A 25981-nucleotide genomic window follows, 5' to 3' on the forward strand; every position below is an offset into this window, starting at 1 on the left:
GCCCCTGCCCCTGTCTAGGGCGCGGCCCGCCGCCTGACAAGTTCAGCCATCGGCAAAGGCCGCGCAGGGATCAGGCCGGTCGGCCGGGTCCGTCACCAGCCACAGGTCATGGGGCGGTGTGCCCTCGGGCGCGGATTCCAATTGCCCGACCGACAGCAGGCTGACATCGGGCGCGGCCAGGCGCAGCGCATGGGGCAGCCCCCAATCAGTGCGGGCATGGCCGTTGCCGGTGATAACGACAACAGGCCCGCCCGTTTCGCGCAGGGCGGTCAGGGTCGCGCGGGCAAAGGCCGCGTCGCGCAGGCGCTGCGCCTCGACCATGCCGGGCAACATCGCCTCTGGCAGGGCGTTGCAATGGGCCGTCATCTGGGCGGCCTCGCGGGTGATTTTCTGATCCTCGGGCAGCGGGCGATCCAGACCGAAGGTGCCCGCGTCAGCACCGAACACCGCCGCCGCCCCCTCGCCCACGGCGCGGCGCACCTGTTCGCGCGGCAAGGCGGCGCCGTAGATCGCGGCCTGGGGCGCGGCGGTAAAGATGGGATGATACATCGCGAAATCGGGCCAGCCCGAGTCCGCCCATTCCAAGGCCGCACCCAGCGCCTGCGCATCGCCGCGCAGTTCGGGGGTAACCCGCGCTGCCTGCTCAGGCGTCAGCATCTCGAACACCAGCGCGGCGGGCTGCATCGCGGCCACGGCAGCGGCCTGATTGGCATGATGGTGGGGATTATCATGCAGCTCGCCCAGCACGACGACATCGGCGGGCGGCAGATCGGAAAGGGCCGCCGGGACGATCTGCTCTGCCCCGGCGGCACCGGCGGCCATGAGGGCGGCCGCGAAAAGGGATGTAAAACGTGTCACGAGAGGAAGTGATGCACCTCTTGCGAGTAGGCTTCAAGGCTCTTGCGCATCTTGCCAAAGGCCGCGGCCTCCAACTGGCGGACGCGCTCCTTGGACAGGCCCAGCTCGTTGCCCAGGCTTTCCAGGGTGCGCGGTTCCTCGCGCAGCTTGCGTTCACGCACGATGAAGCGTTCCCGTTCATTCAGGTCGGACAGCGCGCTGACCAGCCAGTCGCGCAGTTGCGCTCGGTCGCGGGTGTCCTCGACCAGATCGGCGGCCTGGTTGCCCTCGTCCTCGATCGTGTCGATCCACTCGCGCCCATCCTCATCCGTCGATTGCGTGGCGTTCAGCGAGAAGTCCGAACCCGACAGCCGACCCTCCATCATCTCGACATCATGCAGGGGCACGCCAACCTCTGTCGCGATCATCTGGCGCAGCTGGTGGCGGTCCAGCGTTTCGCCGCGCGCGCTGGCCTCACGCTCCAACCGGGCCTGGACGCGGCGCATGTTGAAGAACAGCGATTTCTGGCTGGAGGTGGAGCCGGTGCGCACCATCGACCAGTTGCGCATCACGTAGTCCTGGATGCTGGCCTTGATCCACCACACCGCGTAGGTCGAGAACCGCACGCCGCGATCAGGATCGAACTTGTCGGCCGCCTTCATCAGGCCAAGGCTGGCCTCTTGGATCAGGTCATTCATGGGCGCGCCGTAACGCTTGAACTTGGCGGCCATGGAAATCGCCAGACGCATATAGGCGGTGATCAGGCGATGCAGCGCGGCCTCGTCCCGCTGATCCCGCCAGGCATAGGCCAGCTTCAGTTCGGTCTCGGCGTCCAAAAGCTCGGCCTTCATGGCCTGCCGGGACAACGATCCAGTGTCGTAACCATCGAATGCCATGGTAAACCCCCCGGTTTTTTAATGGCTGCGTCGTTTTGGTCTTTGACAGTGTATACGCAGGGTCCGGTCAATCGGATCACACATTTCCGAGAGATTCTTTTGGTTTCCGCACCCGCGATGTGCAGTGCCGCACATTCTGTTGCCAGCGCGACGTTTACCAATCGGTAACCAACCGCGTCGTAGGCCTGTCGGTGCGCTTGGCGGAGACAGCGAATGACAGCACGGGCCTATACCGTGACCTTCGACGGGGTCGAGGCCCGGCTGGTCGAGGTGCAATGCGCCGTCGCCGCCGGGCTGCCCGCCTTTTCCATCGTCGGGCTGCCCGACAAGGCCGTCAGCGAGGCGCGCGACCGCCTGCGCGCCGCGCTGGTGTCGATGGGCGTGGCCCTGCCCTCCAAGCGGATCACGGTGAACCTGTCCCCTGCCGACCTGCCCAAAGAGGGGTCGCATTTCGACCTGCCGGTCGCGCTGGCCCTGCTGGCCGCGCTGGACGTGGTGCCCCGCGACGCCGCCGAACGCACCGTCGCCCTGGGGGAATTGTCCTTGGACGGGCGCCTGGTGCCGGTGATCGGCGCCCTGCCCGCCGCCATGGCCGCGGCAGAGGCCGACCGCGCGCTTTTGTGCCCGCAACCCAGCGGGGCCGAGGCCGCCTGGGTCGGCGGCACGCAGGTTTTGGCCGCCCCCGACCTGGCGGCGGTGGTGCGCCATTTCACCGGGCAGGCGCCACTGGAACCGGCCGAACCGGGCGAGGTGACCGGCCCGGCCCAACAGCGCGACCTGGCGGACGTGAAAGGGCAAGAACGCGCCCGACGCGCCCTGGAAATCGCCGCGGCCGGCCGGCATCACATGCTGATGGTGGGCGCGCCCGGATCGGGCAAATCCATGCTGGCGGCGCGCATGCCCTCAATCCTGCCGCCACTGTCGCCGGCCGAGGCGCTGGAAACCTCCATGATCCACTCGCTGGCCGGGCTGCTGGACGAGGGCGGCATCTCACGCCTGCGGCCCTTTCGCGAGCCGCACCATACCGCGTCGATGGCCGCTATCGTGGGCGGTGGACGCAGCGCAAAACCGGGGGAAATCAGCCTAGCCCATAACGGCGTGCTGTTCATGGACGAGTTTCCCGAATTTCCCCGCGCCGTGCTGGAAACCCTGCGCCAGCCGATCGAGACCGGCGAGGTCGTCGTCGCCCGCGCCAACGCCCATACGCGCTATCCCTGCCGCTTCCTGCTGGTGGCCGCCGCGAACCCCTGCAAATGCGGGTATCTGGCCGATCCCGCACGGGCCTGTGCCCGCGTGCCCCAATGCGGCGAGGATTACCTTGGCCGCATCTCGGGCCCGTTGATGGATCGGTTCGACCTGCGGGTCGAGGTGCCGCCGGTCAGCTATGCCGATCTGGACTTGCCAGAGGCGGGAGAGTGTTCCGCCAGCGTGGCGGACCGCGTCGCGGCGGCCCGCAGCCGCCAACAGGAACGGTTCGCCGGGCATGACGCAGTGCGCGTGAATGCCGAGGCCGAAGGTGCGCTGCTGAAGGACATCGCCACCCCGGATGCCGAAGGCCGCGCGCTGCTGACGCAGGTGGCCGAACGCTTCGGCCTGTCCGCGCGCGGCTATCACCGGGTGCTGCGGGTAGCGCGCACCATCGCCGATCTGGACGGCGCCAGGGACGTGGCCCGCCCCCATGTCGCCGAGGCCGTCAGCTTTCGCCTGGCCGTGGGCGGCGGCGACCGTTAGTCCCGCTTCGCCTCGATCGCCGCCCAGATGCGCGCGGCGATATTTTCCTCGTCGAAGCGTTCCAGTTCCTGGATGCCGGTGGGCGAGGTGACGTTGATCTCGGTCAGGTAATCGCCGATCACGTCGATCCCGACCAGAACCTGACCGTGGTCGCGCAGCGTGGGACCGATGGCCTTGCAGATTTCAAGATCGCGCGCCGACAGCGCGGCACGCTCTGCCCGGCCGCCCACATGCATGTTGGACCGGGTCTCGCCCTCGGCCGGAACGCGATTGATCGCACCGACGGGCGCGCCATCGACCAGGATCACGCGCTTGTCGCCCTTTTCCACCGCGGGCAGGAATTTCTGCGCGATCAGCGGCTCGCGGCTCATGCCCGTGAACAGCTCATGCAGCGAAGCAAGGTTGCGGTCGGCATGGCCCAGCCGGAACACCCCCGCCCCGCCATTGCCGTAAAGCGGTTTCAGGATGATATCGCCATGGCGGTCCTTGAAGGCGCGCAGCGTGTCCAGATCCCGCGCGATCAGCGTGGGCGGGATCAGGTCCGGGAATTTCAGAACCAACAGCTTCTCGGGGAAATTGCGGACCCAGAACGGATCGTTGACGACCAGCGTGCCGGGCGAAAGCTGCTCCAGCAGGTGGGTCGTGGTAATGTAGCCCATGTCGAAGGGCGGATCCTGCCGCAGCCAGACGACATCGTAGTCGCCCAGATCCACCGCCGTTTCTGCCCCCAGCGTGACATGATCGCCAACCACGCGGCGCACCTCCAGCGGCCAGCCCCGCGCCATCACGCGGCCATCGTCCCAATACAGCCGATCCGGCGTGTAATAGAACAGACTGTGCCCCCGCGCCTGTGCCTCTTCGGCGATGCGAAAGGTGGTATCTGCAGTAATGTCGATGGCCCCGATCGGGTCCATCTGGATGGCAACCTTGAGCGGCATGAAACTCTCCCCGTCCGGTCCGCCCTACATGGCCGAGCGGGGGACGCTTTGCAACGGGTCAGGCAGCGAAGGCGTTTTCCAGAATGTCGACCTCGCCCCGGCCGTTGACCAGCGCCACGTCGAAGCGGATTTCGGTCAGTTGACCGCGCGGTTCGCCCGCCAGGAATTCCAGCGCCGCATCCATAACGCGCTGCATCTGGCGGCGCCCGACACGCTCGGCGGCGCGGGCGAAATCGCGGGCCTTCTTCACCTCGACAAAGACCAGCCCGTCGCCATCGCGCGCGATTAGGTCGATCTCACCGGCCCGGCCACGCCAGCGCCGCGCGGCAATCGGCAGGCCGCGATCCTCATAGCCGCGCGCCACGCAATCCTCTGCCGCCAGCCCGGCGTGATAGGAAACACTTCCACTCATTCCTTGCCCTCCAGTTTCAGCGCCGCCTGATAGACACGGCGCCGCGGCAGGTTCAGCGCCGCGGCCACCTCGGCCACGGCATCCTTGGTAGACCCCCGCGCCAGCGCCGCCGTCAGCGCCGCGTCCAGATCTTCGGGCCCGGTCGATACCCCGCCGCCCCGCCCGACCAGGACGACAATCTCGCCCTTCACAGCTTGCGCGGCGAAACGTTCTGCCAATTCGCCAAGCGTGCCGCGCGCCACCTCTTCGAATCGCTTGGTCAATTCCCGGCACACCGCAGCCGGCCGCCCTGTTCCCAGAGCCTCCTCCAATTCCACTAACAATTTGCTAACGCGTCTGGGCGATTCATAGATCACCAGCGTCGCCTGCACCGGCGCCATTTCCGCCCACAGCTTCTTGCGCGCGCCGGCCTGCGACGGGGGGAAGCCCAGGAACATCACCCGGTCGCTGGCCAGCCCCGAAACGGTCAGCGCCGCCAGCATGGCCGAGGGCCCCGGTGCGGCATAGACCGCCACGCCCGCCGCGATTGCGTCGCGGGCCAGCGGATAGCCGGGATCGGACACCATCGGCGTGCCGGCCTCGCTGACGCAGGCCACGCTTTGTCCCTGCCGGGCCATGTCCACCAGTTTCGCACGCACACCCGGGGCGGAATGTTCGTGATAGGCGATCGCCGGACGGTCGCCCAGGGCGATGCCGTGGATCTGCATCAGGTGGCGGGCGGTGCGCGTATCCTCGGCGGCGATCACGTCGGCCGAGGCCAGGATGTCCAGCGCCCTCAGCGTGATGTCGCGGGCCGCGCCGATCGGGGTGGCCACGAAATGAATGCCCGGGGGCAGCGGCGTGCGGAGGATCTCCAAGGGCGGCCTCGGTGGGGATGTCTGAGTTTACTTGGCCGGCCGATCCGCATAGGCTCGCGCCGACCCCATTTCACGGAGACCGTCATGATCGCCGTTTTCCGCACTCCCCGCAAGCGGCTCCTTCCGGCGCTGGCCGGGCTTGTCCTGCTGGCCGCCTGCCAGAGCGTCAACCTGGGCGGCGGGCCCAGCATCAACACCGGCGCGCCGGTTCCCGTGGCGCTGCTGGTGCCCGGCGGATCCGAGGCCGCCGGGGACGCGGTCGTCGCGCGCAGCCTGGAAAACGCAGCGCGCATGGCAATCTCTGACCTGGATGGGGTACAGATCGACCTGCGTGTCTATGACACCGCCGGGCGCCCGGAACAGGCCGCAACAGCCGCCCGCCAGGCGGTCGGGGACGGCGCCAAAATCATCCTCGGGCCGCTTTACGCACAATCGGCCAATGCGGCGGGGCTGGCGGTGGCCTCGCGCGGCGTGAATGTCCTTAGCTTTTCCAACAACCCGCAGATCGCGGGCGGCAACGTCTTCGTACTGGGCCCGACCTTTTCCAATACCGCGCGGCGGCTGACCAGCTATGCGACGGCGCAGGGGCTGGACGATTTCATGATCGTCCACGACCCGGATGTCGCCGGGGAACTGGGCCGCACGGCCATCGGCACCGCCGTCATCGCCAACGGCGCGCGCATTGCGGCAACGGGCAGTTACGAGCTGTCGCAGAACGGTGTCGTGCAGGCGGTGCCGGATCTTGCCCAAAGCGCCAAGGACAGCGAGGCCGATGCCATCTTTTTTACCGCCAGCGCAGCCGGCGCGCTGCCGTTGCTGGCGCAGCTGATGCCGGAAAACGGCGTGGACCCGCAACAGGTGCGCTATATCGGCCTGACCCGCTGGGACATCCCGCCCTCCACGCTCAGCCTTCCGGGGCTGCAGGGGGGGTGGTTCGCCCTGCCCGACCCGCAGATGACGGCGCTGTTCACCTCGCGCTACGAGGCGGCCTTTGGCACCCCGCCGCATCCGGCGGCGGCGCTTGCCTATGATGGCATCGCCGCGATTGGCGCGCTGGTCCAGCAGGGCAAGTCGGACGCGCTGACGGTCGCGGCCCTGACCCAGGGGGCGGGCTTTGCCGGGGTGGGCGGCACATTCCGCCTGCTGACCGACGGCACCAACGAACGTGCGCTGGCCGTGGCGCAGATCGAAAACAACCAGGTACGCGTGATTGACCCTGCCCCAAGACGTTTCGGCGGCCCCGGCTTCTAGGTCGGCGTCCTCCGCCCCCACCGCCCGGATGCCGCAAAACCTGATCCGGCCGGCCGAAGAAATCTTTGACGCATCCGCCTTTGCCGCGGAACTCGACCGGCTGAAGCAAGAGGCCGGCGATCCCCGTGCGCTGCGCGACGGCGCGGTTCGCCATCTGGGCGCGGCGGCCAAGGCCGGGCGCGCCGCCATCGCCGAGGCATTCGCCGCCCGCCCCTTCGAGGCCGGGCCAGCGGTGCGGTCCTACACCTGGCTGACGGACCGGCTGGTCTGCGCGGCACTGACCGTCGCGTCGCAATACCTGCACCCCCTGCCCAACCCGACCGAGGGCGAGCGGCTGGCCGTCTTTGCCGTTGGGGGATACGGGCGGGGCGAAATGGCGCCGCATTCGGACGTGGACCTGCTGTTCCTGACCCCGTGGAAGATCACCCCCTGGGCCGAAAGCGTCATCGAGTCGATGCTTTACATGCTGTGGGATCTGCGGCTGAAGGTCGGACATTCCTCGCGCACGGTGAAGGATTGCGTGCGGCTGGGGCGCGAGGACATCACGATCCGCACCGCGCTGCTGGAAAACCGCTTCCTTGCCGGGCATGCGCCCCTGGACAAGGATCTGAACGACGCACTTTGGGGCGAGCTGTTCGAGGGCACCGAGGCCGAGTTCATCGAGGCCAAGCTGGCCGAACGGTCTGAACGCCACCGCAAGCAGGGCGGCCAGCGCTATGTGCTGGAACCCAACGTGAAAGAGGGCAAGGGCGGGCTGCGCGACCTGCAATCGCTTTACTGGATCGCCAAGTATATCTACCGGGTCGATCGCGCCTCGCAGCTGGTCAAGCTGGGCCTTTTCACCGAAGAGGAATTCAAGGGCTTCCTGGAGGCCGAGCGGTTCCTCTGGGCGGTGCGCTGCCATCTGCACCTGATCGCGAACCGGGCGATGGACCAGTTGACCTTTGACATGCAGATCGAGGTCGCCGCCGCCATGGGATATGCCGACCGCGGCGGCCGGCGCGCGGTGGAACATTTCATGCAGGACTACTTCCTGCACGCGACGACCGTGGGCGATCTGACCCGCATCTTTCTGACCGGGCTGGAGGCCGCCCACGTCAAGACCGAACCGATGCTGCTGCGCCTGTTCCGGCGCAAGCGGACGGCACGCGCGGGCTATGAGATCGTCCAGAACCGCATGAACGTGGCCGATCCCGATACCTTTCTGGCGGACAAGGTGAACATCCTGCGCCTGTTCGAAGAGGCGCTGCGCACCGGCACGTTGCTGCACCCCGACGCGATGCGGCTGGTGGCCGGCAACCTGAACCTGATCGACGACGGCCTGCGCACCGATCCCGAGGCACAGCGCATCTTTCTGGACCTGCTGCTGAAGCACGACAATCCCGAACGCTCGCTGCGCCGGATGAACGAGCTGGGCGTGCTGGCCGCCTTCATCCCGGAATTCGAACCGATCGTGGCGATGATGCAGTTCAACGTCTACCACCACTACACGGTGGACGAACACACGATCCAGTGCATCTCGACCTTGGCCAAGATCGAGCGCGAGGAACTGGTCGAGGAACTGCCCATCGCCAGCCGCATCCTGAAGGAGGGCGTGAACCGGCGCGTGCTGTATATCGCGCTGCTGCTGCACGACATCGGCAAGGGCCGCCCCGAGGATCATTCCGTCCTGGGCGCGCAAATCGCGCGCAAGGTGGCGCCGCGCCTGGGGCTGAAGCCCGACGAATGCGAAACCGTGGAATGGCTGGTGCGCTATCACCTGCTGATGTCGGACATGGCGCAGAAACGCGACATCGCCGACCCGCGCACGGTGCGCGATTTCGCCAAGGCGGTGAAAACCAAGAAACGGCTGGACCTGCTGACCGTGCTGACCGTCTGCGACATCATCGGCGTCGGCCCCGGCACCTGGAACAACTGGAAGGCGCAGCTGATGCGCAGCCTGTACCGGGAAACCGCCACCGCGCTGGAAACCGGGCTGGAAGAGGTCAACACCGAAAAGCGCGCCGCCGAGGCCAAGCGCGCCCTGCGCGAGGAACTGGCCGACTGGGAAAAGAAGGATCTGCGCACCGAAACAACGCGCCACTACCCGCCCTATTGGCAGGGGTTGCCGACATCCAGCCACGTGGTCTTTGCCCGGCTCTTGCGCGAAATCCGCAACGACGAGATCCTGATCGACCTGGCCGAGGATGCCGATCACGACGCCACCCGCGCGTGTTTCGCCCTGGCCGACCATCCCGGCATCTTTTCGCGGCTGGCCGGTGCGCTGGCGCTGGTCGGCGCCAACGTGGTGGACGCGCGGACCTATACCACCAAGGACGGCTATGCCACCGCCGTTTTCTGGATACAGGATTCCGAGGGCAGCCCCTTCGAGACCGCGCGCCTGCCCCGCCTGCGCAAGATGATCGAAAAGACCCTGATGGGCGAGGTGCGCCCGCGCGACAAGCTGGCCGACCGCGACAAGCTGAAGAAACGCGAACGCGGCTTCCGCTTCCCGACCTCGATCGCCTTCGACAACGAGGGATCGGAGATCTACACGATCATCGAGGTGGACACCCGCGACCGGCCCGGGCTGCTGTATGACCTGACCCGCGTCCTGGCCGAGAGCAATATCTACATCGCCTCGGCGGTCATCGCGACCTACGGCGCGCAGGTGGTGGACAGCTTTTACGTCAAGGACATGTTCGGGCTGAAGCTGCATTCCCGCGCCCGCCGCGAGTCGCTGGAGCGCAAGCTGCGCGCCGCGATCACGCAAGGCGCCGAGCGGGCACAGGGCTGATGCAGCCGATCCGCCTGCTTTCGGGGCTGTTGACGGTGGGCGGCTGGACGATGGTCAGCCGCGTCCTGGGCTTTGTGCGCGACATCCTGATCGCGGCCTGGCTGGGCACCGGACCTGCGCACCAGGCCTTTGTCGTGGCGTTTTCGCTGCCCAACCTGTTTCGCCGCTTCTTCGCCGAGGGGGCCTTCAACATGGCCTTCGTGCCCATGTTCTCCAAGCGGCTGGAGGCAGGAGAGGACGCCCAAAGCTTTGCCCGTGACGCGTTTTCCGCCCTGGGCGGGCTGCTGATCCTGTTTACGCTGGCCGCGCAGGCGGCGATGCCCTGGCTGGTGCTGGCCATGGCCTCGGGCTTTCGCGGGCAGGAACAGTTCGATCTGGCGGTGTTCTATGGCCGGATCGCCTTTCCCTATATCCTGTTCATCTCGCTCGCGGCCCTCTTGTCGGGGGTGCTGAACGCGGCGGGCCGCTTTGCCGCCGCCGCCGCCGCGCCGGTGCTGCTGAACGTGCTGTTCATCGCGGCGATGGCGGGGGCCGCAACGCTGGGGGGCGACGTGGCGCTGGCGCTGATCTGGGCGGTGCCGGTCGCAGGCGTGGCGCAGATGGCGCTGGTCTGGTGGGCCGCGAAAGAGGCGGGCTTTCGCATCACCCCCCACCTGCCCCGCCTGACGCCCGAATTGCGGCGTCTGGCGATCATTGCCGCCCCTGCAGCCCTGGCCGGTGGCGTGGTGCAGGTCAACCTGCTGATCGGGCGGCAGGTGGCCAGCTATTTCGATTCCGCCGTGTCGTGGCTGTATAATGCCGACCGGCTGTATCAATTGCCGCTGGGGGTGGTCGCCATTGCCATCGGCGTGGTGCTGCTGCCCGACCTGTCGCGCCGCCTGCGGGCCGACGATCCAGAGGGCAGCCACGATTCCTTCAGCCGCGCGGCGGAGTTTTCGCTGATCCTGACCCTGCCCGCGGCGGTGGCGCTGGTGGCGATCCCGCTGCCGCTGGTTTCTGTTCTGTTCGAGCGCGGCGCCTTCGGTTCCGCCGACAGCGCGGCCACCGCACTGGCCGTGGCCGTCTACGGCGCGGGCCTGCCCGCCTTTGTGATGCAGAAGGTGCTGCAACCGCTCTTCTTCGCGCGCGAGGATACGCGGCGCCCCTTCTATTATGCGCTGGCGGCGATGGTCGTGAACGCCGCCGTGGCCATCGGCCTGGCGCCCGTCGTCGGGTATATCGCCGCCGCCTGGGGCACCACGCTGGCCGCCTGGGCGATGGTGGCGCTGCTATGGCGCGGCTCGCGCGGCATGGGGCTGCCCGCCCGGCTGGACGACAGGTTCCACCGCCGCCTGCCGCGTATCGTGCTGGCCTCGGGCCTGATGGGGGCGGTGCTGTATGGCGCGGGATGGGCGCTGGCGCCCTGGCTGACCATGGCCACGGTGCGCTATGGCGCGCTGGCGCTGCTGATCGGGCTGGGGATCGTCAGCTATTTCGGGGCCGGCCACCTGTTGGGCGCGTTCTGCTGGTCGGAATTCCGCCGCGCGATGCGCCGTCAGCGGTGACGCAACCGCGTCCGCAGGCGCGACCACCCGCCCGGACTGACGACAAAGGACAACGCAAACCCGGTGGCAAACCCGGCCAGGTCGGCCACCCAGTCATTGCCGCCGCCGAACAGCAGGCCGAACAGCAACTGGATGCCCAGCAGGATGCCGATAAGGGTAAAGGCGTGATACTGGTTGTCCCCCTGCACCCCAAGCCGCATCCACAACAGGAAGGTGAACGCCCCGATCAGCCCATAGACCGCCGGGTATCCCCCCAACAGCGGCACCGGGTCGTTCAGCAACAGCCCATAGGCCACCGCCCCCCCAAAGGCCGAGCCGAAGAACACCACCAGCACCGCCCAGGCGCGGAACACCTCGCCCACCATCTTGCCCAGGGCCAGGATGAACACGATCACGAACAGCGCGTGGGTGAAGCTGGCATGCACGAACGGGTATGTGACGAAGCGCAGCAGGTGTTCGGGCGGGAACCGCCCATTGGCCAGCATCCAGTCGAAGACCTGGCCCGAAAACGCATAATCCTGAAACGCGGCCAAGCGCCAGCCCACAGCCGCTGGCCCGCCAACGATGCCACGCTCGCCCAGGGAAAACAGCGTCTCTACGGCCAGAACCGGCAGGACCAAGGCCCAGACCACGGGCGGCAAGGGATTGATCGGAGAGGCGTTGGGATCGGGGCTCATGCGGTCAGCCTTTGGTTGACGGGTCTGGCCCCCATCGGTAAGCGAGCAAAGCAATAAAAGCCAGACGGAGAGTGCAACATGGCCGAGGTGGTCCACACACCGCGCGTCTTTTCCGGCATCCAGCCCTCGGGCGGGCTGACGCTGGGCAACTACCTGGGCGCGCTCAAGCGCTTTGTCGAAACGCAGGATACGGGCGGGGTCGAAACCGTCTACTGCATCGTCGATATGCACGCGATTACCGTCTGGCAGGATCCCGACAAGCTGACCCATGCCACGCGCGAATTGACGGCGGGTTTCATCGCCAGCGGCATCGACCCGGCGAAATCCATCCTGTTCAACCAGTCGATGGTGCCTGCGCACGCGCAACTGGCTTGGATCTTCAACTGCGTCGCACGCCTGGGCTGGATGCAGCGCATGACCCAGTTCAAGGACAAGGCCGGCAAGAATTCCGAACGCGTGTCGCTGGGCCTGTTCGCCTATCCCGCGCTGATGGCCGCCGACATCCTGACCTATCACGCGACCCACGTTCCGGTGGGCGAGGACCAGAAGCAGCACGTCGAACTGACCCGCGACATCGCGATCAAGTTCAACAACGACTACGGCGTCGATTTCTTCCCCACCCCCGAGCCGGTGATCGAGGGCGCGGCGACCCGGGTGATGAGCTTGCGCGACGGCTCCAAGAAGATGTCGAAATCCGACCCTTCCGACATGAGCCGGATCAACCTGACCGACGACGCCGACACCATCGCCAAGAAGATCCGCAAGGCGAAAACCGACCCCGAACCCCTGCCCGCCACGATCGAGGGGCTGGAGGGCCGCCCCGAGGCGCGCAACCTGGTCAACATCTACGCCGCCCTGGCCGGGATGACGGTGGAACAGGTGATCGCCGAACATGGCGGCCAGCAATTCGGCACCTTCAAACCCTCGCTCGCCGATCTGGCGGTGGCGCGCCTGTCGCCCATCACCACCGAGATGGACCGCCTGATGAAGGACCCCGCCGAGATCGACCGCATCCTGGCCGAGGGGGCGGAACGGGCGTCCGAAATCGCCGAGCCGATCGTGAAACGCGCCTACGAAATCGTGGGGATGGTCGGCAGGGGCAAAGCCTAGGCCGATGCGGGCAGCGGCACGGGCGATCCTGTCGCTGCTGCTCGTGCTTTCGCTAGTGCTGACCGGCTGGTCGGGCTGGCAACTGCTCAGCAATTGGCCCGCCGCCGCGCTGACCGAAAAAGCCGCGGACCGGATCGCCGCCGATCTGTCCGTCGCGCTGGCGCGGGCGGGTCAGGCGGGCGATCTGGACGCCCGGCTGGCGGCGCTGCTGGACGAAACCCCGCGCAACTGGACGGCCATTTCCGCGATAGAGGGTGAGATGACCCGCCAGGGCCACCCGCCCCCGTCCGATCTTGCCGCCCGCCGGGACCAGTTGTACGCCGCCGATCACGGCGCCGCCGCACGAGTGCGGGCCTGTGCCGCGTGCGCGTTTGACCTGCGTCGCTGCACCCTTGAAAACGCCGCTCTCTGCGGCCTGCCCGCGCTGATGACCCCGCTGCCCGACATTGCCGGGCTGGGCCGTGCGGGGCACGCCTTTGCCACCGGCGGCGAGATTGACGAGGTCGACCTTGTCCTGTCCGCCGTGGGGCTGGGCGCCGCTGCGCTGGTGGTTCCCAGCGGGGGCAGCAGCGCCGCCGTCAAGGCCGGGGCGGCCTCGTTGCGACTGGCGCGCGCGATGGGACGGCTGCCCGCCGGGTTGACCCGCGTGCTGAGCCGCGCCGCGCGCGAGGGCTTCGACTGGGGCGGCATCGCCGGGGCGCGCAGCGCCCAGGACATCGCCGCGCTGGCCCGACCGGCAGAGCTGCGCCCGGCGCTGAACTTGCTGGAGGATGGCGGCCGGCTGCGCCGCGCCCTTGGCCCGGCGGCTGCGCTGCATGTGCTGTCCCATGCCGAGGATGCGACCGAGCTGAAACGCCTTGCCATGATTGCCGACGCAGCCCCCGCGCGCACCGTCGCGGGCCTGGAAACGCTGGGAAAATCCCGGTTCCTGCGCCTGGCCACGCGGCTATCGAACCGCGCGCTGCATCTGGCGGCTGGCCTGGCGGGACTGGCTGCCGCCCTGGCGGGCCTGTTCGCGAATGCCATTACCACCGGCCTGCTGCGCGGGTTACGCAGGGTCGCCCGCGGCTGACCCGCCTTTCCCGGCGACAGCAGGCGCCCCCCATGGCAGACTGCGCACACACTATCAGGAGGGCCCCATGAAACTGCGCTATACCATCCTTTACGTCGCCGACGTGCCCGCCACGCTGGATTTCTACAGCCGCGCCTTCGGGCTGGAGACCGGGTTCCTGCATGAAAGCGGCGACTATGGCGAACTGGTGACCGGCGATACCAAACTGGCCTTTTCCTCTACCGGATTGATGACGGAACTGGGCAAATCGCCGGGCACCCCCGACCCTGCCCACCCGGTCTTCGAGATTGCGTTCGAGACCGATGATGTGCGGGCAGCCTTTGACCGTGCCCGCGATGCCGGGGCAAGCGCCGTGCAGGAACCACGCGACGAACCCTGGGGCCAGACCACCGCCTATGTCGCCGATCCCAACGGCTATCTGGTAGAACTCTGCACCCCTGTCGCGATGTGACGCGTCTGGGCATTTGCGCACAGCGGGCCTGTGGCGGTGCGCCTTACCCCTGGGCGGCGGGGCGACTAATTCCGGTCCATGTTCAATGACGGAGAGACCGAAATGACCCCCCCGCCCCCGCAAACCCGCATCGGCCATGTTCACCTGAAGGTCGCCGATCTGGACCGCGCGATCGCATTCTATTCCGGCGTGCTCGGCTTCGAGGTGCAACAGCGCACCGGGTCCGGCGCCGCCTTCCTGTCGGCCGGCGGCTATCACCACCATATCGGCCTGAACACCTGGGAAAGCCTGGGCGCCAGCCCGCCGCCGCGCGGGCATACGGGCCTGTACCACACCGCGATCCTGTATCCCGACCGGGCCAGCCTGGGTGCGGCCCTGGCGCGCGTGCTGGACGCCGGCATTTCGCTGGACGGCGCCGCCGATCATGGCGTCAGCGAGGCCGTCTATCTGCGCGATCCTGATGGCAACGGGGTAGAGCTTTACCGCGATCGGCCCGAATCGGACTGGCCGCGTGATTCCTCGGGCAGGCTGACCATGGACAACGCGCCGCTGGACCTGCAGGCCCTGCTGGCAGAGGCAACCGCCATCGCCGCGCGGTAAGACGCCGCACTCTTCATCGGGATGACGCCTGTCCGTCATGTTCCCGATACACCACGCCCGCACGCTGTGCGTCATGCCGCCGTTGCGGCATGACAGGGGGGCCGGCGCCCCATGCCCCTGCCCTGGGCAACTTCCCCTGCCTTCCGCCCCCCATCGCGCCCCCGGTCGCCCCACCGGGGGCGCACCGCTTTGCCGTCTGGACGCCCCCCGCGCGCCCGAATAGGCTGCGCGCGATTTCCAGGAGACAGACCATGGCCACCGGCACAAACATCCAGACCTATTTCGATGGCGACTGGCACGCAGGCGACGTTGCAGTGATGCGCGCCGCCGATCACGGCAGTTGGCTGGGGACAACCGTTTTCGACGGCGCCCGCTATTTCGAGGGGATTGCCCCGGACCTGATGGCCCATTGCGAACGGGTCAACCGCTCGGCCGAGGCGCTGATGATTACCCCGACCGTCAGCGCACAGGACATGCACGACATCGTCTGGGAGGGGCTGAAACGCTACGCCCCCGAGGCCGCGGTTTATATCCGCCCGATGTACTGGGCGCTGGAGGGTGATTTCCTGGGCATCGTGCCGAAACCCGATGCCACCGGCTTTGCCATTTCCCTTGAGGAAATCCCGATGTCCCCGGCCGGCAGCGCAACGACGCTGACCACCACCCGCTTTCGCCGGCCGACGCTGGATTGCGCGGTGGTCAACGCCAAGGCCGGCTGCCTTTACCCCAACAACGCCCGCATGCTGGCCGAGGCCCGCACCAAGGGCTTTGGCAACGCGCTGGTGGCCGACGTCATGGGCAACGTGGCCGAAACCGCCACGGCGAACGTGTTCATGGTCAAGGATGGCGAGGTCTTTACCCCGGTTGCCAACGGCACCTTCCTGGCGGGCATCACGCGGGCGCGGCACATCGCCAACCTGCGCGCCGATGGGGTCAGCGTGCACGAAACGGTGCTGAGCTTCGACGATTTCCGCGCTGCGGACGAGGTCTTTCTGTCCGGCAACATGATGAAGGTCACCCCGGTCAAGGCGTTTGACGACGTGCAATACCAGCCCGGCCCCATGACCAAGCGCGTGCGCGAACTGTACTGGGATTGGGCGCATTCGGCGGCCTGACGCCCCACGCCCCCGGGCACATCGGCATTGGCTTGGCAACGCTTGCCACGGCGCCGGTGCTCGGCCATGCTGAGGCCCGGATGGGGAGAGTGAGATGCGCAAGTTCCTTGTGGTTCTCGACGACAGCCGCGAATGCCTGAACGCGATGCGCTTTGCCGCGATGCGCGCCGCGCGCACGGGCGGCGGCGTGCAGATCCTGTCGGTCATCCCCCCCGAAGAGTTCAACCACTGGATCGGCGTCGGCGACCTGATGCGCGAAGAGGCCCGCGAGCGGATCGAGGCGCATTTCGAGGTCTTTGCGAAATGGATGCGCGACCGGCAGGGCATCGACCCCGAACTGGTCGTCCGCGAGGGCGAGGCGGTGGCCGAAATCCTGTCCCAGATCCGCGAGGATGCGGAAATCGGCGTGCTGGTTCTGGGGGCGGGCACCGACAAGAAGGGGCCGGGCCCGCTGGTCACGCAATTGTCGAAATCCGCGGGCAGCCTGCCGGTGCCCCTGACCATCGTGCCGGGCGGCCTGTCCAAGGAAGGGTTGGAAGCGGTCTGCTAGTTTGGAATCATTCCAAAGGTTGACAAGGCCGGTATTCCGGCGCATATCCGACCGGAAAGCTAAGGAATTGAGTCATGTTCATCCAGACCGAGTCCACACCGAACCCCGCAACGCTGAAATTCCTGCCCGGCCAGGCCGTGCTGGAGGTCGGAACTGCTGATTTCCCGGCGCCCGAGGCGGCAGAGAAGTCGCCGCTGGCCAGCCGCATCTTTGCGGTGGACGGGGTGCGCGGTGTCTTTTTCGGAACCGATTTCGTAACCGTGACCAAGGCCGACACCGTCGAGTGGGACCATATCAAGCCCGCGATCCTGGGCGCGATCATGGAGCATTTCCAGTCCGGCGACCCCGCGATCCGCGGCGAGGGCGGCGGCGACGGCCATGCGGCACATGACGGCCCCGACAGCGAAATCGTCAACCAGATCAAGCAATTGTTGGATACCCGCGTGCGCCCCGCTGTGGCCCAGGACGGGGGTGACATCACCTTCCATGGCTTTGAACGGGGCGTGGTCTATCTGCACATGCAGGGGGCCTGCGCGGGCTGTCCCTCGTCCACGCTGACGCTGAAGATGGGGATCGAGAACCTGCTGCGCCACTACATCCCCGAGGTGACAGAGGTGCGCCCGGTCGCAGACTGATCCCGTGACTGCGCAGACAATCCTTGCCTTTGACACGTCGGCCGCGCATTGCGCGGCCGCGCTTTTGCGTGGCGACACCGTCATCGCGTCGGACCGGGCCGAGATGAGCCGCGGCCAGGCCGAGGCACTGGTCCCCCTGCTGGAACGCCTGATGGCGCAGGGGGGCTGTGGCTGGGCCGATCTGGACGCCCTCGGCGTGGGGATCGGGCCGGGCAACTTCACCGGCATCCGAATTTCCGTGGCACTGGCCCGCGGGCTGTCGTTGGCGTTGGGCGTCCCTGCCATCGGCGTATCGGGGTTCGCAGCACTGGCCGAGGGCGAGGCGGGCGCGCTCCTGCTCAGCCTGCCAGCGCCGCGCGACGGGGTTTACCTGCAAGCCATGTCCGGGGGCGACGCGCAGGGCGATCCGGTGCTGGCCAGCCCCGAGGCGCCGCCAACCGGCCTGGCGCCCGCGGGTGCACGCGTGATCGGCCATGCGGCGGATCGCATCGGCGCGGCCCTGGGCCTGCCCGCCCAGCCGCGCGCCCTGGACGATATCGCCCCACGCATTGCCCGCGTGGCGGCCAGACGCCTGGGAACCCCACAGCCGCGCCCGGCGCCGCTGTATATCCGGCCGGCGGACGCGGCCCCGCCCGCCGATCCGCCCCCGGCGATCCTGCCATGACGCCCGATACGCTGGCCGCCCTGCATGCGGCCTGTTTCACCACCCCACGCCCCTGGCGCGCGGAAGAGTTTGCCGCCCTGCTGGCAGGCCCCGGCACCTTCCTCTGCGGCGATGCCACGGCCTTCGCCTTGGGGCGTGCTTTGGCGGGCGAGGCCGAGTTGCTGACCCTGGCGGTTTGCCCCACGGCGCGGCGGCAGGGGCTGGGCCGCGCGCGCCTGGCCGCGTTCGAGGACGCCGCACGGGCCAGGGGGGCCGATACCGCCTTTCTGGAGGTCGCCGCGGACAATGCCGCCGCACGGGCCCTTTACGACGCGGCGGGCTATGGGCAGGCCGGGCAGCGCCCCGGTTATTACGCAGCCCCCGACGGCAGCCGGATCGACGCGCTGGTTCTGCGCAAATCCCTGACCGGATAAAAATTTCCGCGATCCGCGCCCCTTGCGGACCCCGGACCGGGTGACGCGCCATCCCGCATGCCATATGGTGGGACCGCGAGCCAGGAACCGACCATGCAGATTTACCTGCCCATTGCAGAGGTTTCCGTGAACGCCTTCCTCTTGCTGGGGCTGGGCGGGATGGTCGGCGTGCTGTCAGGCATGTTCGGCGTGGGCGGTGGGTTCCTGATGACGCCGTTGCTGTTCTTCATCGGTATTCCCCCCGCCGTCGCCGTGGCGACCGAGGCGAACCAGATCGTCGCCTCGTCCTTTTCGGGGGTTCTGGCGCATCTGCGGCGCAAGACCGTCGATTTCAAGATGGGAACGGTGCTGCTGGTCGGCGGCCTGATCGGCGCCGGTGCTGGCGTCGCATTGTTCAACATGTTGCGCGAAATGGGCCAGGTCGATCTGCTGGTCAAGCTGTGCTACGTGCTGTTTTTGGGCGTGATCGGTGCGCTGATGTTCGTCGAAAGCCTGCGCGCCATTCGCCAGACCCGTTCGGGCAAGCCGGTGCCCAAGCGCAAGCAGCGCGGCTGGATTCACGCCCTGCCCTTCAAGATGAAATTCCGCACCTCGGGGCTGTACCTGTCGGTGATCCCGCCGCTGGTGGTGGGCGCGGCGGTGGGCGTGCTGGCCGCGATCATGGGGGTTGGCGGCGGCTTTATCATGGTGCCGGCGATGATCTATATCCTGGGCATGCCGACCAAGGTGGTCGTGGGCACCTCGCTGTTCCAGATCATTTTCGTCACCGCCTTTACCACCCTGTTGCATGCGACCACGAACTATACGGTCGATATGGGGCTGGCGCTGCTGTTGCTGATCGGGGGCGTGGTCGGTGCGCAGATCGGCACGCAGATCGGGTTGAAGATGAAGGCAGAACAGTTGCGCATCCTGCTGGCGCTGATGGTGCTGGCGGTGTGCGGCAAGCTGGCGCTGGATCTGCTGCTGGAACCGGCAGAGCTGTATTCACTGGGCACCGGGGGGCACTGATGCTGATCCGTGCGTTGCTGCTGTGCCTGGCCTTGGCCCTGCCCGCACAGGCCGAACAGGTGGTGGCGGGCCTCAGCCAGACGCGGGTGTCGATCACCACGAATTTCGCTGGCTCCGAAATCCTGATCTTCGGCGCGGTCAAGCGCGAGGCGCCCTTGCCCGAGGGCACCCCGCTGAACGTGGTGGTAACCGTGGCCGGGCCATCCACCCCCGTTACCGTGCGGCGCAAGGCGCGGCGGCTGGGGATATGGGTGAACACCGACGCGGTGGAAATCGCCTCTGCCCCCAGTTTCTACGCTGTCGCCAGCACCGCCCCGCTGGAACTGGCCCTGTCTCAGGCCGAGGATGACCGGCACAAGGTTTCCATCCCCAAGGCGATCCACGCCGCCGGGACGGACGCGGCGACAGCGGAGTTCACCGAGGCGCTGATCCGCATCCGGCGGAACACGGACCTGTACCAGATGCTGCCCTATGCGGTCTCGCTGCGCGAAGAGACCCTGTTCCGCACCTCGATCGCGCTGCCCGCCAACCTGCACGAGGGCGACTATACCACCCGCATCTTTCTGACCCGCGGCGGCGCGGTGGTGGATTCCTATGAAACCACGATCGGCGTGCGCAAGGTCGGGCTGGAACGCTGGGTCTATACCCTGGCGCATCAGCACCCGCTGATCTATGGGCTGCTGTCCCTGGCCATCGCCATCGCAGCGGGCTGGGGCGCCTCTGCCATATTCCGAATGGTGAGGGGCTGAGTCAGACCGGCGCAGCGGGATCGCGCGGCGGGCCGAACCGGGCGATCAACCGTTCCACGATCTGGTCGCGGGTCTGGCGATAGGCGACCAGCTTGTCGGCGCGGGTTTCGCCCAGGCCGGCGGGGTCCAGCACGGGCCAGTAATCGACATCCAGGTGGTAATAGCGCGTCAGTTCCTGCGCGCGGCGCAGGCTGGCCGGAGACATCGCAATAATCAGGTCAAAGCCCGACAGATCGTCGCCCCAATCCTCCATCTCGTCGAAAGAGCGGGCGCGGTGGCGTTCGATTTCCACCCCGATTTCGCCACAGACCGCGACAGAAAAGCCGTCTATTTCCCGGTCGCTGCGCACGCCCACGGATTGAACGTAGATGTCCTGGCCATAGAACTTTTTCATGATGCCCTCGGCCATGGGCGAACGGACGGAATTGTGGTCGCAGCAGAAAAGAACCGAGGAAGGAAGCACCCCGGCCACCTCAGCCCCCGTAATGCAGAACGCAGACCAGGGTGAAGAGGCGTCGCGCGGTGTCGATATCCAGGTCCGCCTTGCCCTCCAGCCGTTCCTGCAACAGCCGCGCGCCCTCGTTGTGGATGCCGCGCCGGGCCATGTCGATGGCCTCGATCTGGCTGGGCGGCAGGCGTTTGACCGCGTCGAAATAGCTTTCGCAGATCTGCCAGTAATCCTTGACCGCCTGGCGGAAGGGCGACAGCGACAGGTGAAACTCTGCCGCCGGGTCGCCGTTTTCGGTGCGCACGTCAAAGACCAGCCGGCGTTCGCGGATTGACAGCGTCAGGCGAAACGGGCCGTCGGGTGCCGGCCGATCCTCGCGCCCCGGCAGGGCAAAGGAGTTGTCCTCCATCAGGTCGAACAGGGCGACCTTCCGCTCCTGCTCGATTTCGGGCGTCGGCGGGGGAAGGTTCGAATCGTCCAATTCGACATGGCAAAGACGCGCAGCGCTCATTCCCCGGCCTCGTTCAGTTTGTTCAACCGCGCACGCACGGAAAGGCCATGCGCCTCAAGACTTTCCGAGATGGCAAGCGTTTCGGCAGCCGGTCCGATCGCCTTTAGCGCGGCGGGTGTCATGTGGGCCAGGGTTGTGCGTTTCATGAAATCCAGAACGCTGAGGCCAGAGGAAAACCGCGCCGAACGCGCGGTCGGCAGAACGTGATTGGGGCCGCCGACGTAATCCCCGATGGCCTCTGGCGTCCACTGGCCCAGGAAGATCGCGCCCGCATGGGTGATCTTGGCCGACAGCGCCTCTGGATCGGCGACGCACAGTTCCAGGTGCTCGGGCGCGACGCGGTTGGACAGCGCAGCGGCCTCGTCCAGGTCGCGCACGGTGATGATCGCCCCGAAATCACGCCAGCTGGCCCCGGCGATGGCGTGGCGTTCCAGGGTTTCCAGCCGCTTTTCAACCGCCGCCGCGACAGCCTGCCCGAAGGCGGCATCGTCGGTAACCAGAATCGACTGGGCGCTTTCGTCATGCTCGGCCTGGGACAGCAGGTCGACGGCCACCCAATCGGGGTCGTTATCGGCATCCGCGATCACTAGGATCTCGGACGGACCGGCGATCATGTCGATGCCGACCTTGCCGAACACGCGCCGCTTGGCCGCGGCGACGAAGGCGTTGCCGGGGCCGGTGATCTTGTCCACCGGGCGGATCGTGTCGGTGCCATAGGCCAGCGCCGCGATCGCCTGCGCGCCGCCGATGCGATAGACCGTGTCCACCCCCGACAGTTTCGCCGCCAGCAGCACCAGCGGGTTCGCCTTGCCATCCGGCGTGGGCGCGCAGATCACCAGCCGTTCAACGCCCGCGACCTGCGCCGGGATCGCATTCATCAGCACCGAAGAGGGGTAAGAGGCCAGCCCACCGGGCACATACAGCCCCGCCGCCGACACAGGCGTCCAGCGCCAGCCCAGGGTCGCCCCGTCCGGATCGGTCCAGCGCGCGTCATCGGGTTTCTGCCGGACGTGATACGCACGGATGCGTTCGGCGGCCAGTTCCAGCGCATCGCGTTCCACGGCGGGCACCTTGGCACATTCGGCCTCGATCTCGGCCGGCGAAAAGGCCAGCGTTTCGGGTGTCAGGGACAAACGGTCGAAACGCTCGGTCAACTCGATCACGGCCGCGTCGCCGCGCGCACGCACATCCGCGATGATCGCCGCGACGGTATCGTCCACGTCGGGGCTATCCTCGCGCTTGGCATTCAGCAGCGCATCAAAGGCAATCTCGAAATCGGTGGCCGTGCTGTCCAGGAATACCGGCATCTGGGGTCCTCATAGGGGTCTTCGCGCCTATGTAGCGGCAATTTCGCCCCGGGTGAACACCCCAAAGCGGCAGCGGCGCCCCCTGCCCCTCAGGGGTGCTGCGGCGCCTTGCCCGACGGCGCGGTATAGGGGCGGGTCACGTCGTTCAGAGTGACCTCCAAGCATTCCACGTCCAGCGCGATCGCCCCGTCCCCGGCCAGCGTCAGAACCACGCGCCCGCCGCCATCGGTCCCCGGCTCAAAGCTGACCGAAAGCAACGACAACACAAGGTCGCGGTCGCCCCGGTCAAAGCCCTGGCTGGCCACCTGCTGCACGTCCTCGACGCTCAGCACCGCTTGCACCCGCTCATAGGGGCGGCCCATGCGGTCGGCGGCGGCGCGATCTTCCCAGCGAAAGCGGTTGACCAGAACGGCAAAACGCCGCCGCGCGCGGTCCCACCGCATTTCCGTGACCGGCATCACGGCATCCTGGACCAGCGCCGAAAGAACCTGCAAATCCTCTGCCGTGACCGCCATCAGGCGCAGCGGGCGTTCGGCGCCATCCTCGAAACGTGCGTCCCCGGTCATTTTCCGCTCACCCGTTCGATCTCGGCACCGCAGGCGCCCAGTTTCTGTTCGACCTTCTCGTACCCGCGGTCCAGATGATAGACCCGGCTGACCACCGTTTCGCCCTCTGCTGCCAGCGCGGCCAGGATCAACGACACGCTGGCCCGCAGATCGGTTGCCATGACCGGCGCCCCTTTCAGGCGCTCTACCCCGGTGACGGTCGCCGTGCCGCCCGAAACCTCGATCTGCGCGCCCATGCGCATCAGTTCGGGGGCATGCATGAACCGATTCTCAAAGATCGTTTCCTCCAGCACGCTGACCCCGTCCGCGGTGCAAAGCAACGCCATCATCTGCGCCTGTAGATCGGTCGGGAACCCCGGGAAGGGCGCCGTGGTGACATCGACCGCGTTCAACCGGCCATTCTTGCGGGCGACCTTCAGACCACGGTCCGTTTCCTCGACGGAGATGCCCGCAGCGTCCAGTTTCTCGGCAAAGGCGGCGACCAGATCCAGCGTGCCGCCCAGGCAGGTCACCTCCCCCCCGGTGATGGCGGGGGCCAGCATGTAGGTGCCCAGCTCGATCCGGTCGGTCACGACGCGATGGGTGGCCCCGCCCAGGCTGGCGACGCCCTCAATCGTGATGGTGTTGGTTCCCTCGCCCTCGATCTGCGCCCCCATGGCGCGCAGGCAGCGGGCCAGATCCACGATTTCGGGTTCTCGGGCGGCGTTTTTCAGAACCGTCGTGCCCTTGGCCAGGGTGGCGGCCATCAGCGCGTTTTCGGTCGCCCCGACCGAAACCAGCGGAAACGCCACCACCGCACCTTTCAGCCCGCCCGGCGCGCTGGCATGAACATAGCCCTCGCGCAGGTCCAGCGTGGCACCCATGGCCTCCAGCGCGCGCAGGTGCAGATCGACGGGGCGCGCCCCGATGGCACACCCGCCGGGCAGCGACACCTCGGCCTGTCCGTACCGCGCCAGCAACGGCCCCAGCACCAGGATAGAGGCGCGCATCTTGCGCACGATGTCATAGTCCGCCCGCTGGCTGGTCAGGTCGTGGCTGGACAGTGCCAGCACCTTGCCCCGGTGCAGCGCCGAAACCTCTGCCCCAAGGGATTGCAGCAATTCCGTCATGGTGCGGATATCCGACAGCCGCGGCGCGTTGGTCAGCGTCAGCGGCTCATCGGTCAACAGCGTTGCGGGCATCAACGCAAGGCACGCGTTCTTGGCCCCTGCGATGGCAATTTCGCCGCTCAGCGGACGCCCGCCCTTGATCCTGATCTGGTCCATTCAGCCCTGCCTGTCCTGCCCCGTCTTGCGCGCGCGCGCCTGCGCCTTGCGCCGGGCGAGATTCGCCTTCAGCGCCTTTTTCAGCCGGTCCTCGCGGCTTTGCGGCGTCTTGTCCGCGCCCTTGCTGGGGGGTTTCGTTGCCATGGCACCCTCTCTACCGCAGGGGCAAAAAACCGTCCAGATAGCGCTTGCGTCCCCTGCCGAATACGTCTAATCAGCGCGCCACGGGCCGCAGTAGCTCAGTGGTAGAGCGCACCCTTGGTAAGGGTGAGGTCGGGAGTTCAATCCTCCCCTGCGGCACCATCCCCCGCCCCAACTGATCCGTTTTTGACCGCCTGTTCGGCCGATTTTGACACAGGCCACCCTGTCGTTCGCGCAGGCTGGACGAATGCAAAAACGCCCCGGCCATGGGACCGGGGCGTTTTCGTGATTCATGGGGTGGGGAAACCCACCGGATGCTTAGCCGCGCTCTTCGACGATCTCGACCAGATGCGGGATCTTGGCGACCATGCCACGGATGGCGGGGGTATCCTCCAGCTCGCGGGTCTTGTGCATCTTGTTCAGGCCCAGCCCGATCAGGGTCTGGCGCTGGATCGCGGGGCGGCGGATGGGCGAGCCCACCTGCTTTACGACGATGGTTTTGGCCATGGTCTGCTCTCCTTACGCTTCGGCGGCTTCGGGGGCCGGCGCGTCATCCTTTTTCAGGATGTCGGCGACCTTCTTGCCGCGGCGCTGCGCCACCTGGCGGGGCGAGCTTTCCTTGGACAGCCCGTCCAGCGTGGCCCGGATCATGTTGTAGGGGTTCTGGGTGCCGACCGATTTGGCAACCACGTCCTGGATGCCCAGCATCTCGAACACGGCGCGCATCGGACCACCGGCAATGATCCCGGTACCTTGCGGGGCGGTGCGCATCACCACGCGACCCGCGCCATGGCGGCCCTCGATGTCGTGGTGCAGCGTCCGGCCCTCGCGCAGCGGCACGCGGATCATCTGGCGCTTGGCCTGTTCGGTGGCCTTGCGGATCGCCTCGGGCACCTCTTTGGCCTTGCCCTTGCCGAAGCCGACGCGGCCCTTCTGGTCGCCCACGACCACCAGCGCCGCAAAGCCGAAGCGTTTACCGCCCTTCACGGTCTTGGACACACGGTTGATCGCCACGAGACGATCGGCGAATTCCGGTTTCTCGTCGCGCTCGCGGCGATCCCGGCGATTGTCTTCTCTTGCCATATCTCGTCTCCTCAGAACTTCAGACCGCCCTCACGGGCGGCATCGGCCAGCGCCTTGACCTTGCCGTGGAACAGGAAACCACCCCGGTCGAAGTAGCATTCCTCCACGCCGGCCTTCTTGGCGCGTTCGGCAATCGCCGTCCCCACCTTGGCCGCGGCCTCGACGTTGTTCTTGCCGACCACGCCCAGATCCTTCTCCAGGCTGGAGGCGGCGGCGAGGGTCTTGCCCTGAACATCGTCGATCAGCTGGACGCTGATGTTCTTGTTGCTGCGGTGAACGCTCAGGCGCACGCGCCCGGCATTCATCTTGCGAAGCTTGTTCCGAACGCGCAGGCGGCGTTTCAGGAACAGGTGTCTTTTGCTGTTTGCCATCTG

30 protein-coding genes and 1 tRNA gene are annotated in these 25981 nt (G+C 67.2%); 16 read left to right on the plus strand and 15 right to left on the minus strand.

Annotated elements, in window-relative coordinates:
* Positions 1-42 precede the first annotated feature (42 nt).
* Complete coding sequence (locus EV656_RS05865; RefSeq protein WP_132600953.1) at positions 43-822, minus strand: ChaN family lipoprotein; 780 nt, start codon at positions 820-822, stop codon at positions 43-45.
* A 32-nt stretch (positions 823-854) separates the two neighbouring features.
* The gene (locus tag EV656_RS05870; RefSeq protein ID WP_132600730.1) at positions 855-1733 is read right to left on the minus strand and encodes an RNA polymerase factor sigma-32; all 879 of its coding nucleotides are present in this window, start codon (positions 1731-1733) and stop codon (positions 855-857) included.
* A gap of 213 nt (positions 1734-1946) precedes the next feature.
* On the opposite strand from EV656_RS05870, the gene EV656_RS05875 reads away from it, so the two are divergent.
* Positions 1947-3464, plus strand: a complete 1518-nt coding sequence (locus EV656_RS05875; RefSeq protein ID WP_132600733.1) for a YifB family Mg chelatase-like AAA ATPase — start codon at positions 1947-1949, stop codon at positions 3462-3464.
* Here EV656_RS05875 and gshB read toward each other — a convergent pair.
* The 3 genes from gshB to rsmI are packed head-to-tail and all read right to left on the minus strand — an operon-like array spanning position 3461 to position 5671.
* A complete protein-coding gene (gene gshB, locus EV656_RS05880) occupies positions 3461-4402 on the minus strand; it encodes a glutathione synthase (protein ID WP_132600736.1) in 942 nt (313 codons plus the stop codon). The genes EV656_RS05875 and gshB overlap by 4 nt on opposite strands.
* Positions 4403-4460: 58 nt before the next feature.
* The gene (locus tag EV656_RS05885; RefSeq protein ID WP_132600739.1) at positions 4461-4814 is read right to left on the minus strand and encodes a YraN family protein; all 354 of its coding nucleotides are present in this window, start codon (positions 4812-4814) and stop codon (positions 4461-4463) included.
* Entirely contained in the window at positions 4811-5671 is an 861-nt protein-coding gene (rsmI, locus tag EV656_RS05890; RefSeq protein WP_132600742.1) for a 16S rRNA (cytidine(1402)-2'-O)-methyltransferase, read from the minus strand. The genes EV656_RS05885 and rsmI overlap by 4 nt, the downstream gene beginning before the upstream one ends.
* Positions 5672-5755: 84 nt before the next feature.
* On the opposite strand from rsmI, the gene EV656_RS05895 reads away from it, so the two are divergent.
* From EV656_RS05895 to murJ, 3 genes are read left to right on the plus strand one after another with little or no spacing between them, the layout of a single operon-like run.
* The gene (locus tag EV656_RS05895) at positions 5756-6922 is read left to right on the plus strand and encodes a penicillin-binding protein activator (protein WP_132600745.1); all 1167 of its coding nucleotides are present in this window, start codon (positions 5756-5758) and stop codon (positions 6920-6922) included.
* 28 nt (positions 6923-6950) lie between these two features.
* Entirely contained in the window at positions 6951-9698 is a 2748-nt protein-coding gene (locus EV656_RS05900; RefSeq protein WP_132600748.1) for a [protein-PII] uridylyltransferase, read from the plus strand.
* Positions 9698-11242 (plus strand): murein biosynthesis integral membrane protein MurJ, encoded by a 1545-nt coding sequence (gene murJ / locus EV656_RS05905; RefSeq protein WP_132600751.1) that lies wholly within the window; start codon positions 9698-9700, stop codon positions 11240-11242. The genes EV656_RS05900 and murJ overlap by 1 nt, the downstream gene beginning before the upstream one ends.
* Here the strand turns inward: murJ and EV656_RS05910 are convergent.
* Positions 11233-11919, minus strand: coding sequence for a rhomboid family intramembrane serine protease (locus EV656_RS05910; RefSeq protein ID WP_132600754.1), 687 nt, complete (start codon positions 11917-11919; stop codon positions 11233-11235). The two genes, murJ and EV656_RS05910, sit on opposite strands and share 10 nt — an antisense overlap.
* Positions 11920-11997: 78 nt before the next feature.
* Between EV656_RS05910 and trpS the strand changes: the two genes are divergently transcribed.
* From trpS to EV656_RS05965, 11 genes are all read left to right on the plus strand, one after another.
* Positions 11998-13029, plus strand: a complete 1032-nt coding sequence (trpS, locus tag EV656_RS05915) for a tryptophan--tRNA ligase (protein WP_132600757.1) — start codon at positions 11998-12000, stop codon at positions 13027-13029.
* A gap of 4 nt (positions 13030-13033) precedes the next feature.
* Positions 13034-14101: a hypothetical protein gene (locus tag EV656_RS05920; protein ID WP_132600760.1), complete on the plus strand. Its 1068-nt coding sequence runs from the start codon at positions 13034-13036 to the stop codon at positions 14099-14101.
* Positions 14102-14168: 67 nt separating this feature from the next.
* Entirely contained in the window at positions 14169-14552 is a 384-nt protein-coding gene (locus EV656_RS05925) for a VOC family protein (protein WP_132600763.1), read from the plus strand.
* A gap of 102 nt (positions 14553-14654) precedes the next feature.
* A complete protein-coding gene (locus EV656_RS05930) occupies positions 14655-15152 on the plus strand; it encodes a VOC family protein (protein ID WP_132600766.1) in 498 nt (165 codons plus the stop codon).
* Positions 15153-15403: 251 nt separating this feature from the next.
* Positions 15404-16267, plus strand: coding sequence for a branched-chain amino acid aminotransferase (locus EV656_RS05935; RefSeq protein WP_132600769.1), 864 nt, complete (start codon positions 15404-15406; stop codon positions 16265-16267).
* Positions 16268-16361: 94 nt separating this feature from the next.
* Positions 16362-16817 carry a universal stress protein gene (locus EV656_RS05940; RefSeq protein ID WP_132600772.1) on the plus strand — a complete coding sequence of 152 codons (456 nt, stop codon included), beginning with the start codon at positions 16362-16364 and terminating at the stop codon, positions 16815-16817.
* Between the two features lie 74 nt (positions 16818-16891).
* Positions 16892-17452, plus strand: a complete 561-nt coding sequence (locus tag EV656_RS05945; RefSeq protein ID WP_132600775.1) for a NifU family protein — start codon at positions 16892-16894, stop codon at positions 17450-17452.
* Between the two features lie 4 nt (positions 17453-17456).
* Entirely contained in the window at positions 17457-18116 is a 660-nt protein-coding gene (gene tsaB / locus EV656_RS05950) for a tRNA (adenosine(37)-N6)-threonylcarbamoyltransferase complex dimerization subunit type 1 TsaB (protein ID WP_132600778.1), read from the plus strand.
* The gene (locus EV656_RS05955) at positions 18113-18529 is read left to right on the plus strand and encodes a GNAT family N-acetyltransferase (RefSeq protein ID WP_132600781.1); all 417 of its coding nucleotides are present in this window, start codon (positions 18113-18115) and stop codon (positions 18527-18529) included. Before tsaB ends, EV656_RS05955 begins: the two co-directional genes overlap by 4 nt.
* 93 nt (positions 18530-18622) lie before the next feature.
* Positions 18623-19537 carry a sulfite exporter TauE/SafE family protein gene (locus EV656_RS05960; RefSeq protein ID WP_132600784.1) on the plus strand — a complete coding sequence of 305 codons (915 nt, stop codon included), beginning with the start codon at positions 18623-18625 and terminating at the stop codon, positions 19535-19537.
* Entirely contained in the window at positions 19537-20286 is a 750-nt protein-coding gene (locus EV656_RS05965) for a TIGR02186 family protein (protein ID WP_200276812.1), read from the plus strand. Before EV656_RS05960 ends, EV656_RS05965 begins: the two co-directional genes overlap by 1 nt.
* Position 20287: 1 nt before the next feature.
* On the opposite strand, the gene EV656_RS05970 is transcribed toward EV656_RS05965, so the two are convergent.
* From EV656_RS05970 to EV656_RS16495, 6 genes are all read right to left on the minus strand, one after another.
* On the minus strand, positions 20288-20758 hold the full coding sequence (locus EV656_RS05970; protein WP_132600787.1) for an arsenate-mycothiol transferase ArsC: 471 nt from the start codon (positions 20756-20758) through the stop codon (positions 20288-20290).
* A 1-nt stretch (position 20759) separates the two neighbouring features.
* Positions 20760-21245, minus strand: coding sequence for a UPF0262 family protein (locus tag EV656_RS05975; RefSeq protein ID WP_132600790.1), 486 nt, complete (start codon positions 21243-21245; stop codon positions 20760-20762).
* Entirely contained in the window at positions 21242-22552 is a 1311-nt protein-coding gene (gene hisD / locus EV656_RS05980) for a histidinol dehydrogenase (RefSeq protein ID WP_132600793.1), read from the minus strand. The genes EV656_RS05975 and hisD overlap by 4 nt, the downstream gene beginning before the upstream one ends.
* An 89-nt stretch (positions 22553-22641) precedes the next feature.
* A complete protein-coding gene (locus EV656_RS05985) occupies positions 22642-23118 on the minus strand; it encodes a DUF2948 family protein (protein WP_132600796.1) in 477 nt (158 codons plus the stop codon).
* A complete protein-coding gene (gene murA / locus EV656_RS05990) occupies positions 23115-24383 on the minus strand; it encodes a UDP-N-acetylglucosamine 1-carboxyvinyltransferase (RefSeq protein WP_132600799.1) in 1269 nt (422 codons plus the stop codon). Before murA ends, EV656_RS05985 begins: the two co-directional genes overlap by 4 nt.
* The gene (locus EV656_RS16495; protein ID WP_165918946.1) at positions 24384-24527 is read right to left on the minus strand and encodes a hypothetical protein; all 144 of its coding nucleotides are present in this window, start codon (positions 24525-24527) and stop codon (positions 24384-24386) included. It lies immediately after the preceding gene.
* 84 nt (positions 24528-24611) lie between these two features.
* Between EV656_RS16495 and EV656_RS05995 the strand changes: the two genes are divergently transcribed.
* A tRNA-Thr gene (locus tag EV656_RS05995) sits at positions 24612-24686 on the plus strand.
* A 156-nt stretch (positions 24687-24842) separates the two neighbouring features.
* On the opposite strand, the gene rpmD is transcribed toward EV656_RS05995, so the two are convergent.
* Genes rpmD through rplR form a run of 3 tightly spaced genes read right to left on the minus strand, consistent with a single transcriptional unit; the run spans position 24843 to position 25978 of the window.
* Complete coding sequence (rpmD, locus tag EV656_RS06000) at positions 24843-25031, minus strand: 50S ribosomal protein L30 (protein WP_132600802.1); 189 nt, start codon at positions 25029-25031, stop codon at positions 24843-24845.
* Between the two features lie 12 nt (positions 25032-25043).
* Positions 25044-25607, minus strand: coding sequence for a 30S ribosomal protein S5 (gene rpsE, locus EV656_RS06005; protein ID WP_132600805.1), 564 nt, complete (start codon positions 25605-25607; stop codon positions 25044-25046).
* An 11-nt stretch (positions 25608-25618) separates the two neighbouring features.
* Complete coding sequence (gene rplR, locus EV656_RS06010) at positions 25619-25978, minus strand: 50S ribosomal protein L18 (RefSeq protein WP_132600808.1); 360 nt, start codon at positions 25976-25978, stop codon at positions 25619-25621.
* Between the last annotated feature and the right edge of the window lie 3 nt (positions 25979-25981).

Source organism: Rhodovulum adriaticum (assembly GCF_004345735.1).
Taxonomy (GTDB): Bacteria; Pseudomonadota; Alphaproteobacteria; order Rhodobacterales; family Rhodobacteraceae; genus Rhodovulum; species Rhodovulum adriaticum.